5 protein-coding genes are annotated in these 12049 nt (G+C 70.3%); 1 reads left to right on the forward strand and 4 read right to left on the reverse strand.

Translation table 11 applies throughout. The annotated features are described in order from the left end of the window. Entirely contained in the window at window positions 1-828 is an 828-nt protein-coding gene (locus tag MZC64_RS17045; protein WP_247757691.1) for an aldo/keto reductase, read from the forward strand. A 111-nt stretch (window positions 829-939) separates the two neighbouring features. Here MZC64_RS17045 and MZC64_RS17050 read toward each other — a convergent pair whose 3' ends face one another. The 4 genes from MZC64_RS17050 to MZC64_RS17065 all read right to left on the reverse strand — a co-directional run bounded on the left by MZC64_RS17050 (window position 940) and on the right by MZC64_RS17065 (window position 12021). Further along, window positions 940-4782 (reverse strand): hypothetical protein, encoded by a 3843-nt coding sequence (locus MZC64_RS17050; RefSeq protein ID WP_247757692.1) that lies wholly within the window; start codon window positions 4780-4782, stop codon window positions 940-942. Between the two features lie 207 nt (window positions 4783-4989). Further along, window positions 4990-7077, reverse strand: a complete 2088-nt coding sequence (locus MZC64_RS17055; RefSeq protein WP_247757693.1) for a glycoside hydrolase family 2 TIM barrel-domain containing protein — start codon at window positions 7075-7077, stop codon at window positions 4990-4992. Window positions 7078-7379: 302 nt separating this feature from the next. After that, the gene (locus MZC64_RS17060) at window positions 7380-10973 is read right to left on the reverse strand and encodes a hypothetical protein (protein WP_374205757.1); all 3594 of its coding nucleotides are present in this window, start codon (window positions 10971-10973) and stop codon (window positions 7380-7382) included. 817 nt (window positions 10974-11790) lie between these two features. Continuing rightward, window positions 11791-12021, reverse strand: coding sequence for a hypothetical protein (locus MZC64_RS17065; RefSeq protein ID WP_247757695.1), 231 nt, complete (start codon window positions 12019-12021; stop codon window positions 11791-11793). Window positions 12022-12049 lie beyond the last annotated feature (28 nt).

Raw genomic sequence — 12049 nt, forward strand, 5'->3', positions numbered from 1 at the left:
ATGAGCACCGTTCCGTCCCTCACCCTCAACAACGGGGTGGCCATGCCGCAGCTGGGCTTCGGCGTGTTCCAGGTGCCGGACGCCGAGACCGAGGCCGCCGTCACGCACGCCCTGGCGGCCGGGTACCGCAGCATCGACACCGCGGCCATCTACGGCAACGAGGCAGGCGTCGGCGCCGCCCTGGCCGCCGCGGACCTCCCCCGCGAGGAGCTGTTCATCACCACGAAGCTGTGGAACAGCGACCAGGGCTACGACAGCGCGCTGCGCGCCTTCGACGTCAGCCTGGACAAGCTGAAGCTGGACTACCTGGACCTGTACCTGATCCACTGGCCCGCGCCGGCGAACGGCCGTTACGTGGACTCCTGGAAAGCGCTGACCAAGCTGCAGGCTGACGGCCGGGTCCGCGCGATCGGCGTGTCCAACTTCCAGCCCGGCCACCTCTCCGACATCGTCGACGCCACCGGCGTGGTCCCCGCGGTGAATCAGGTCGAGCTGCACCCGCGCCTGGTCCAGTCCGAGGTGCGCGCCGCCCACCAGGACCTGGGCATCGCCACCGAGGCCTGGAGCCCCCTGGCCAAGGGCGGCCTGCTCGACCACGACCTGCTGACCAGCCTGGCCACCAAGTACGACCGCACCCCCGCCCAGGTCGTGCTGCGCTGGCACCTCCAGCTCGGCAACATCGTCATCCCGAAGTCGGTGACCCCGTCCCGCATCAAGGAAAACCTGAACGTCTTCGACTTCGACCTGACCCAGGACGACCTCACCGCGATCACCGCCCTGCACGACGGCCACCGCACCGGCCCGCACCCCGACACCTTCAACGGCTGACCCACAGCCGCGCACCCGTACCACTTGGGCCAACTGGCACGCCCACTTGTGCCAACCCGGCGTACCAGTTGGCCCAACTCGCTGGAAGATCGGCACGGTGGCCGTGGTGGGTCAGGGGCACTGCGGGCGTTGGGGGACGCCGGGGAAGTACTGGTTCCACTCCTGCTCGGTCAGCTCCGCCCCGGGCAGCCCGCACACCGCCGCGGCCGCCTGTTCCGGATCGGCGTCCCACAACAGCACCACCCCGTCATGCCCGCCACTGACCACCGTCTTGCCGTCCGGGCTGAACTGCGCGCTGTACACCCGGTCCTTGTGCAGGGCCAGCACCGCGGACTCGGTCAACCTGCCCTCGGCGGAGACCTCCCACAGCCGCAGCGTCTGGTCGGCGCCGGTGCTGGCCACCGTGCGGCCGTCGGGGCTGAAGGCCACCGAGTAGGTGGTGTTGCCGTGTTCGGTCCTGGCGTCCACCAGTCTGGGGTCGGCCGGATTGCGGATGTCCCACATCCGCACCGAGTGGTCCGCGCCGGTGGAGGCGACCAGGGTGCCCTCGGGGTTGATCGCGACCGAGTAGGGCAGGTCCAGGTGTCCGGTGGCGGTGGCCAGCGCGGTGGCTTGCCGGTAGTTCTCGATCCGCCACAGCCGGATGGTGCGGTCGGCGGCCGCGGCGGCCAGGATGCGGGTTTTCTCGTTGTAGGACACGCCCATGATGGCGTCGGTGGGGCTGGTCAGCTGGGCGCCGCGGCGGGGGTTGGCCGGATCGCGGATGTCCCACATCAGCACCGTGCTGTCGATGCTGCCGGTGATCAGGGTGGCGCCGCCGTCGGCGAAGGCCACCGACAGCACCCCGTCCTCGTGGCCGTCCAGGGTGCCGCGCAGGGTGACCTCGGTCAGGTTGGTCACCGACCACAGGCGGACCTTGCCGTCCAGGGTGGCGGTGGCCAGCAGCGAGCCGTCGGGGCTGAACCGGACGTCGTAGACCATGTCGTGGTGGCTTTCCAGCACCTTGACCAGTCTCGGGTGCCGCTGGTCGCGCACGTCCCACAGCCGCACGGTGTGGTCGGCGCCGCCGGTGACGAGCAGTTTCTGGTTGGGGTGCAGCACCGCGGTGCGCACCGGCCCGGTGTGCGCGCTCAGCTCGGGCAGCTCCACCGGGCGTTCCGGGTTGGCGAAGTCCCACAGTCGCACGCTCTGGTCCAGGCTGCCGGAGGCCAGGGTGGCGCCGTCGGGGTGGAAGACCACCGAACGCACGATGTCGGTGTGCTTGCTCAGCACCGCGCCCGCCCTCGGCCGGGCGCGGTCGCGCAGGTGCCAGACCCGGAGGTCGTTGTCCAGCGCGGCGGAAACCAGGGTGTCCCCGGTCGGGCTGAAGGCGAGGTCGAAGACGGTGTCCCGGTGGCCTTCCAGGCGGGGCAGCGCGACGGGGTTGGCCGGGTCGCGCAGGTCCCACACCCGCACGCTGCGGTCGACCGCGCCGGTGGCGAACAGGGTTCCGTCGCGGTTGAAGGCCGCGCCGAAGGCGGTCTGCCGGTCCACCGGCAGGTTGCCCGAGCGGGCCACCTGCAGGCTGCCCGTCGGGCGCGGGGCGGCCGGGTCGCGGATGTCCCAGAACCGCACCGGCTGGTCGCCGGAGCCTGCGATGGCGAAGGTGCGGCCGTCCGGGCTGAAGGCGATGCCGTGCACGGTCCTGGCCTCCTTGAACTTGGCCCGTGGCTTGGCCGCGGCCGGATCGCGCACGTCCCAGAGTTCGACCACGCCGTCCACTCCGGCCACCGCGAGCAGTCCGCCGGCGCGGTCGAAGGCCAGTGCGCTGACCGGGGCGCCCTGCCACGGCAACCGGCCGATCTCCTTGCTCTGCCGCGGATCGCTGACATCCCAGAAGATCACGCCGGCGCCGCCGGAGGCGACCAGGCCGCCGCCGGGCCGGTAGGCGAGCGCGGCCACCGGGCCGCTGTGCCCGTGCAGGGTGCGCAGCCGGTACGGGTGCCTGCGATCGCTGACATCCCACAGGCTCAGCGTGCTGTTCTGGTTGGCCACCACCAGGTGCCTGCCGTCCGGGCTGTACATGGCCGCGCCGATGGTGTTGCCCTGTTCGGTGAGCGGGCTGGCGTAGTGGATGGCGTTGGTGCTCAACAGGTTGCCGCGGGTCTCCGGGATCGGCGCGAGCCGGTAGGCGGCCAGGCTGAGCCGGGCGGCCAGGGCGGGATTGGTGCCGCGCAAGGAGATCGACCGGTCGGAGACCTGCTGGGCGAGGGTGGTGGTGCGTTCCTCGTCGGCCATTCGCTGGGAGTCCACGGCGAAGCCGGTGGCCACCACGCTGAGCACGAGCATCACGGTGAGCAGTGCGACGGCCTGCCACAGCCGCCGGGTGCGCCGCCGGTCCACCTGGTCCTGCCGGGCCTGTTCGGCCAGGCTGGCGTCGAGGAACCGCCGTTCCCCTGCGGAGAGCGTGGAGTCGTTGCGGCCGGCCCAGTCCTTGGCCACGGCCAGCCGGGAGCCGCGGTAGAGCGCGCCGGGGTCGCGCTGGTCGGCCTCCCAGCCCGCGGCGGCCTCGGTGAGCTGGCGGTGCACCCGCAGGCTTTCCCGGTCCTCGGTGAGCCAGCCGCGCAGCCGGGGCCAGGACCGGATGAGCGCCTCGTGGGTGATCTCCACGGTGTCGCCGTCGCGGGTGAGCAGGCGGGCCGCGGTGAGCCGGTCGAGCACCAGCGCGGTGTCCGGGTCGGCGGTGTCGAGTTCGCCGCGGTGGATGCGGCGTTTGGTGTCCTCGGTGCCCTCGCCGAGCGCGGTCAGGCGCAGCAGGATCTGCCGCAGCAGGGTGCGCTGGTCCGCGGTGAGTCCACTGTGGACTTCTTCGGCGGTGCGGGCGACGGCGTGTTCGATGCCGCCGACGGCGTCGTAGCCGGTCAGGGTGAGGGTGGTGCCGCGACGGCGGCGCCAGGTTTCCAGCAGCGCGTGCGAGACCAGCGGCAGCACGCCCGGCCGGCCGGAGGCGTCCGCGACCAGGCGGGTGACCAGCGCGGTCTCCACCGTGCAGCCGGATCGGACGGCGGGTTCGACGATGGCCGCGCGCAGTTCGTCGGTGCTGAGCCTGCCGACGACGATCTGCGCGTCCTGCAGGATCCCGGCGAGTTCGGGGCGTTGCAGGCAGTGCGTGTAGAAGTCCGAGCGCACGCCGATGACCACGCGGGCCCGGCCGGTGATGTCGTCGTCGGTGGCCGCGCGCAGGGCGGCCAGGAAGGCGGAGCGTTCGGCGGGGTCGGCGCAGAGGGTGAACAGTTCCTCGAACTGGTCCACGACCAGCAGGAACTCGGCTCCGGCCGGTTCGCGCTCGAGGAGTTGGCGCAGCGCGAGCCCGAGGTTGCGCGGCTGGTCCCGCAGGTCGGCGGCCAGTCCGCCGGCGGGGGTGCGCAGCCGGGCGGCCAGGGCCACCGCGCATTCCTCCAGGGGCCGGGCGCCGGGGGTGATCACCAGCGCGGGCCCGGCTTTGGGCAGCACGCCGGCGCGCAGCACCGAGGACTTGCCGGAGCCGGAGGCGCCGACCACCGCGACGAAGCGCCGGACGGTGAGCAGGTCGAGGAGTTTGCGCACCAGGTCGGCGCGGCCGAAGAACCGGTCGGCGTCCTCGGCCTGGAAGGCGGCCAGTCCCGGGTAGGGCGGCTGGCCGGTGTCGGTCTCGCGCGGGCCGTCCGGTTCGAGTTCGGCGACCGTGTCCCGCCACCGCTGTTCCCACTCGTCCTCCGCGCCGCCGCAGGCCCGGACGTAGGCGCGGGTGACGGCCAGGCTGGGCAGCCGGTCGCCGCGGGCGGCCTGGGCGAGGGTGGCCATGGAGAAGTGCGCCTGGCGGGCGAGTTCGCGGTAGCTCGGGTTTCCGGCCTGCTGGCGCAGCGCGCGCAGCTCCCCGGCGAATCGCTGGATCGGTCCGGCAGCCGGATCCAGCGGACGTTCTGGACGTGGCATAACCCCCACCCCGGATTGTGTGCGGGTTGATTGTGTAGTGGGTGGCGCGAAGCCACACAACAACGGAACGGCTAAAACTGTTCGTGAGGGGCTGACACGAGTACTGGGGGGTACTGGGGTCACGCAGAGCGCGAGCACTGGGGATCGCGCACCGGAGGCCCGCACAACCGGAGGATTGTGCGGGCCTTCCCTCTTTCCCGGCTCGGTTCAGCCGGCCAGATTCCAGGTCACGGTGTCGGTGTGGGTGCGGCCGTTTTTGAGGCCGGTCACGGTGACCGTGTTGGCGCCGGGTCGCAGGGTCACCGGCCAGGTGTGGATGCGGTCGGCCGCGGTTCTGGCGCCGTGGGAGACGCCGTTGACGGTGAGGGTGACCGAGTCCAGGTTGGCGTAGACCTTGACCGTGGTGGCCGCGGTGGTGCGCTGGGTCCAGCGGCGGCTGGCCAGGTACACGGTGGGCGTGTCGGTCCAGTTGGCCTTGTAGTAGTGGAAGGCGTCCTTGCGGGTTTGCCGGTCGTAGGTGACCAGGCCCTTGTCGTTGCGGCCGTCGGTGTCGCCCTCGGAGCGGCTGTCCACGGCGAAGTCGAACATGTTCCAGACGAAGCTGCCCCACAGGTAGCGCCGGGTGTCCAGCTGTTTCCAGTGGTTCTCGTGCAGCAGGTTCTGGTATTCCTCCGGATGCCATTTTCCGGTGGTGACCGGCGGTTTCGGGTTTTCCTCGTGCTGGTGCACGCTGGCGCCGGCACCGTATTCGCTGATGCTGATCCGGCGGCCGGGGTCCTTGGCGTGCAGCTGGTCGGCCCATTTGCCGGGGCCGGTGTCGCTGAGCCCGTACCAGCCGTAGTACTTGTTGTAGCCGATCACGTCGGTGTGCCCGGCGAGTCCGTCGGTGTCGCCCTTGTGCGTGGCGTAGGTGGACAGCCGCCCGGAGTCCTCGGCCTCGACCTGGGCGGCGAGGGTGTCCAGAATCCCGTTGGTGACGGCGTTGTCGCTGGCCTGCTCGTTGCCGATGCCCCAGAAGAAGACCGAGGGGTGGTTGAAGTTCTGCCGGATCAGCTCGTGGAGCTGCTGTTGCAGGTTGGCCCGGAAGCCCGCGGAGTCGGTGACCTGGTTGACCAGCGGGATCTCGGTCCACACCACGTAGCCGCGCCGGTCGGCCAGGTCCAGGACGTGCTGGGACTGCTGGTAGTGCGCGGTCCGGTAGGCGTTGACGCCCATCTCGTCCATGAGGTCGAAGTCCTGGGTCTGCTGGGCCGGGCTGACCGCCCAGCCGTGATCCAGGCGGTCCTGGTGCGCGTTGACCCCGCGCAGCTGGAGGCGTTGCCCGTTGAGCGAGAACCCGGTGCCGGCGTCCACGGTGGCCGCGCGCAGCCCGAGCGGCTGGGTGAGCACGTCGGTGACCCGCCCGGTGGCCGCGTCGATGATCTCCACGTGCGCCTGGTGCAGGTAAGGGTCGGTTTTGCCCTGCCAGCGGCGCGGGTTGCGCACGGTCAGGCTCTGCACGGTGGTGAACTCGCCGGCCGCGGCCACGGTCCTGGTGGCCGAGGTGGTCTCGGCGACGATCGAGCCTGCCGCGTCGGTCAGCACGGTCCGCACCCGCACCTGCCGGGCGGCGGGGTGGTTGTTCCAGGCTTTGCTGGTCACCTCGACGGTGGCGGAGGCGGCGGTGACGGACCGTTGCCGCAGGTAGACGCCGGGACCGCCGTAGTCGCCGAGCCGGATGGCCAGGGGGTCGACGGCGGTGAGCCGGACGGAGCGGTAGATGCCGCCGAAGAAGGTGTAGTCGGCGGAGATGGGCGCGATATCCGGGTTGGCCGCGTTGTTGACCCGCACCGCGAGGATGTTGTCCTGCCCGATGCGCAGGGCGGCGGTGGCGTCGAACCGGAATGCCGCGTAGCCGCCGCGGTGTTCGCCGAGCCGGGTCCCGTTGAGCCACACCTCGGCCACCGAATTGACCCCGTCGAACTGCAACCAGACCCGTTTCCCGGTCCAGCCGGCCGACGGCGTCACGGTCCGCCGGTACCAGCCGATGCCACGGTGGTAATTGCTGCCACCGTCCTGCCCGTCCCGGGAATTCCAGGTGTGCGGAACGGACACCGCCGACCAGGACGAGTCGTTGAATCCGGGCGCCTGGGCGCCGGGCACATCGGCGCGGGTGAATCGCCAGCCGGAATCCAGTCCGGAATGCTGGCGTAGCGAAGGCGCCGCATAAGCGACGGCGACCGGCGCCGGGACGACTAGGCCGGTCGTGACCATTGCGAGGGCGAGAACCAGGACGAACAGGCGGAACCGGGACACAACACCACCTCATTGTTCATGTGTGTGAACGGTGTTCTGCTGGTTGAACGATCCAGAAAGGTAGCCAGCGTCCGGTCCGGACAGCAAGACCCATTAGTCGTCACAGCCATCCGCGCAGGTCAAGCTGCCTGCGTTGTGCGGCGGTTGGTTGTACGTCGTCGTCCTCGAAGCCAGACAACGCGAGATCAGTTAGAACTGACCGCAGAAGGCACCGTCGTGACTGGGGGTCGCGACGGTGTCCGCAGGCGGTCTCCCTCGACCGCACGTGGCGGGGCCGCCACTCCCACTGCGACCCCGCCACATCAGGCGTCACCGCGTTGGTCCAGCGCGCGACTAATCCCATCAAGCCAGTCGGCCATTTCACGGAGCAGCCGCGCGGATCGGATCCACGTCGGCGCGATAATGGTCGACCATTCACGAAGTTTCCCGGACAGCATTTTTTCCTGTCGGTCACCTTCATTGTTTTCACGAACGATGTCTCTCCGACGGTTCATGAACCCGATACTCAACCCTTCAGCCAAGTGGTTGTCCGCGATGCTTTCCACGATGTCCCTGACCGCCTCGTCCGGCCAGGCCCCGTCGTCTCCCAGTGGCGCCCCGGCGAGCAGCGTGCCGATGCAGTTGTCGACAAATTCAAGGCAGCCTCGTTCGGCCGCCAGTGTCCGGGCGGCACGCACCCACTCGATCAGGTACTTGCGATCAAGACCGCCGTCGCTCGTTCTGCCCGGCAGCACCGGGGAGATCGACAACACCCTGATGGCGAACCCTCTGAAGCCCTCGTCCACGGGCTGCTCTGACTGACGCCCACCGGTGACCGGCTGGGCGATCGCGGCCAGGTCCACGAAGAACCGAGGATTGGCGGTGATCTCGTTGTGCGTCGCCCGGGGTGGCCGGAAATTGGTCAGCAGCGGGTCGTGCAAGCACTCGAAGCGCACGACCGTCGCGGCCGGCGCGCCGGCGGCCATGAGGTGGTCCAGCAGGCGGGCGAGGTGGTAGCCGGGAGTGGCGATCGGTTCCTGCCGCAGGTCGCTCGTGGCCGCGGCCTCCAGCACCCGCTCGACCAGCTCGACCGGCGCGACCCAGTCCTGTCCGGGGTACGGGCGGGTGCGCAGCGACAGGTAGGAAATGGCCAGCCACGGACGTTGCCAGCGCAGCAGTTCGATGATGTACCGCTCGGCGTGTTCCGGCCGCGGGTTGGCCCCGATCGTCCGCCAATACCCCTCCTCGACCTCCGGTCCGCCGTCAGCCACCAGCTGCCAGGTCTGCTCATCACCAGGCATCGCCTGCAGAAAGGCGATCTTGGCTGCCACCGTTGCCCCGGTGTGCCTGGACCAGGTCTCCTCAACCCACGACCAGCCACGATCGCCCCTGACGCCGGCCGCCCAGCCCATGGCGAACAGCCGCGTGCCGGCTTCGCCCAGCAACGGCCACAGCTCCGCGTCCAGCTCCTCCGGCACCGCTGCCGGCGTCAGCACGCCAACCAGTTCAGGGCGTGTGCTGGCCGCGGCAAGCCGGGCCAGGCCGGGCACACCCGAACGCGCGAACACCTGGCGGATCGCGTCCACTCGCCCCGGGCGCAGCTCCGTCCCGTCGTCCAGGTCCGTCCAGGCGAACAGGCGAGCCCACGGCTCGACCGAGTCCGGCGGCTCCAGTGTGTCCGCGTACCCGGTCAGCCTGGCGAGGTCCGCCGCGCTGTACGTCCAGGCGTCCTCCGGGAAATTCCGGTGATGGTCGAGATGAGCGGTGAGCGCGCGCCAGAGGTCGAGCCGGTCCGCCGGGTCGAGAGAATCCGGGGCCAGAGCGGTCACAGCGGCCAGCACCGGCTCTCGGTGGGCGGGTGCGAGGTGGTCGAGCAGTCGGAGAAGTTCGCACCAGCGGCGTGGATCGACGCCCGCCCCGGTCACCGCCCAATCCACCAGCTGTTCGATGGTCGGGGCCCACTCCGGTTCAGTCACCGGGGCGGTGGTGGGCAGCCAGTCCCGGTACATCGGGGTCGCCGTGCGCATGGTGTGCACCTCCCGGCTGGGCAGCAGGTCGAGCAGGAGCCGCCAGCCCACCTCCGGATGCCGGATCCGGAGGCCGTTCAGCACAGCGAGCCGGTCCGGGGCAGTGGCCGCGGTGCACGGGCGCAGCGGTAGGAAGATCCGTCGCAGGGAGTCATGCGGCCGGTTGGCGACCCGCCCGCCAGGGTCGATGACGGCGAGCCTGGCCAGCGCGTCGGCCGCGTCCGGGAGGTGTTCCGGCGACCAGCACAGGCACTCCAGTGCCCAGAGCAACCCGACATGGGTGGCCGCACGCCCCCACGAGGCGGCCGGGCCGGAGTCCTGGAACAGGCTGGCCAGCAACGGATCCCGGTCGGTCAGCCCGCGGTCGACCGCCGCCAGGAAACGCCGCGGGGCGGCCTCGGCCAGCTGCGGCAGCAACTCCGAGAGCGACCGCCACAACAGGCCGGTCCGATCGGTGAGGGCGGCGTCGAGGACCGCTGCGGTCAACCGTTCCGCATGCGCTGCCGCGGTGTGACCGCCGGCCAGCTCGGTCTCTCCTTCGGCACCGAGCAGGGCCGCGGCTCCAGCCAGGCCCAGTCGCAAGGTGTTCGAGCACCTCTGCTGTGGGCCGACGAGCTGGGAGGTCGCCTGGTCCGCGGCACCGAGGTCCACCCTCGGGTCCGGCTCGGTCAGCACCCGGACCGCCAGCTCGAACCAGCGGGTCAGATCCTGGTCAGCCAGCATCGGGTGTGACAGCAGCCAGTTGTCCACCGGATCAGCGACCCGCCACCGCCTGCCCGCCCTGCGCAGTGGCGGGTCGTCAGTGCCCTCCCAGCGCCGCAGCGCGCGCTCCACCTCGGCGTACCCGCGCCCGGTCAGCTCGGCGACAGCCACCTGGTCGTGCGCGTCGGTGGCCTCCCACGAACCGGCGAGCAGCAACGTGGCGGCGAGCCCGGCATCCAGCTCACTCGCCCAGCCCGGCCGGGCGGGCGCCTGGTTGACCGCGAGTCTGCGGCGCAACGACATCAGGTTTCGCCGGGCCACCGCGGCCAAGGTGTCAGCCTGTTCCAGGGGCAGGCCAGCCGTGTGCAGTGCCGCTGCCGCGGCTTCCCGGCTCAACCTCGGCAGCCTGATGCCATTCCTGGCCGGTCGCTGTCCAGGCCCCGCGGGGATGATCACGTGGTGCCCGGCGGCGAGTGCCTGGTGCGTCGCGGGCTCCTCGTGGTCGGCGATGAGCACCAGCGACGCGGGACCGCGCAGGCACAGCGACCAGCCGTCCCCGCCGGTCACTACCATCGGGCCAGGGCTCACCAGGTGGTCCCCGGTCCGGAGCACTGCCACCGCGAAGGCCAGCGCCTCCGCCCTGGCCGGTGCGGAGACGACCGTCACCGCGGGCGGCCCGTCCAGGCGGAGCCGCAGTTCCGCCGCTTCGGCGTCGCGGCCGGCGATCAGGAGTTCGGACGGCAATGACGGGGTGGTGGCGGCTGCCCAGTCCGTCCACCAGTCCACGGCCAGGCTGACCTCGGCGGAGGCGATGATGCCGAGCATGGGTACCAGCTCACCGAGTCTGGCCACGAGCTTCGCGTACCCGGTGTCGAGATCCTGGTGGTCCAGCCGGACGGACTGGAGGTCGGCCAGCTCGGCGAGCTCGGCCGGGAGTGTCTCCGGGGCAAGCCGGGGCATTCGTTCCAGCATTACCGGGACCACCAGGACACCGTGCGCGAACGCCTCGATGATCTCCCTGCGTGGCCAGTACTCCGGGTTGTCGATCCGCTGTCGGGAGCCGTTCTGCTCCTCGCCGAACCAGCGCTGGCCGATCAGCACGAGCAGCACGTCCGAATCCCGCAGCCGGGCAAGGATCTCAGGGTCGAAGGACTTGGCCAGTGGAATTGAGCGTGAAGCGTAGAACACCTGATCAGCACCGAATACATCGGACAGTATTTTGTCCATATGAGCGGCAACCAGCGCGCTATCAGCTGTCTGATAGTTGATAAAAATTCCCGACACGCGGATGTTCCTTTCAGCGGCGATGCCCCGGGCACAACATCCCACGAGGAACAGTAGATGAACAGGGGTTTCCCGTTTCCTCTTCCCTAAAAGACGGGAAACGGGAAACCTCTTCCGCCAGCACCAGCGCAACATCAGACTGCTTCAGGATGTCGATCGAGCTCACGAGAGGCGTACATGCGGAATGGTGATGAAGCACGGCCGCTCGCTGTGCTGGAGAAGCAGTTCCGGGCCGCCTGCCGCGGCCCTGACGCGTTGGGGTTGACCGGCGCTCGGCTCAGTGACGAGCTTTCCGGAAGAACTGTGCCCCTACTCGAACTACGCCCCCTGGTGTGGCGGCCTCAGCGAAACCGGCGGCTGGCGGACCGGGTGTGGTCGGAGCTGGTGGCCAACGCGCAGTGGCAGGGGCCGAGGTGGCTGCTTGGCCCGGTCGGGATGATGATCCCGCGACTGGAGCGAGCCGCCGCTCGCATCATCCGCTGGGGCCGGCACGAGCGGACCGAGGTCGAGTCGGAGCTGGTACTCGGTGTCATCTCGGCCGTGTTGACGGTCGATCCCGCGCTCCGTGGCCTCGCCTGGCGGCTGGAGCAGGCCGCCTGCCGGCGAGCCGCGGGCACACCGAGCGTCACGGAGCATGATCCGGTCACTCTCTTCGAGGCCGAGCTGCTCGACCGCGGCCGGCTCTCCGGCCACGGGCTGACCAGTCCGGGTTGGCCGGATCTCAGGCTCGACGCCGATGCGCCCGCCAGGCGTCGTGCACGGCGACCAGGGCTCCAGCCAGGACCACCGCGAGCGCCAAGCGGGCGAACACGGGAGCCAGCGGCATGGTCAGCAGGTGAACGACAGCCGCCACCTGCACCGTAATGAAAAGGAATGTCGGAACAGCTTGTGTGCGGTTTCGCACAGACACCGGCGGGATCTCGTGCTTGCCGGAACTCTCCTGGGCGCTCATGTCGTCCGTCCCTATGAATTTGCGTCCA

The organism is Crossiella sp. S99.2, assembly GCF_023094165.1.
Lineage (GTDB): Bacteria > Actinomycetota > Actinomycetes > Mycobacteriales > Pseudonocardiaceae > Crossiella.

Excerpts from the sequence above, each read along its gene's own strand:
- MZC64_RS17045 (WP_247757691.1), top strand. The coding sequence starts at position 1 with ATGAGCACCGTTCCGTCCCTCACCCTCAACAACGGGGTGGCCATGCCG.
- MZC64_RS17050 (WP_247757692.1), bottom strand. The coding sequence starts at position 4,782 with ATGCCACGTCCAGAACGTCCGCTGGATCCGGCTGCCGGACCGATCCAG.
- MZC64_RS17065 (WP_247757695.1), bottom strand. The coding sequence starts at position 12,021 with ATGAGCGCCCAGGAGAGTTCCGGCAAGCACGAGATCCCGCCGGTGTCT.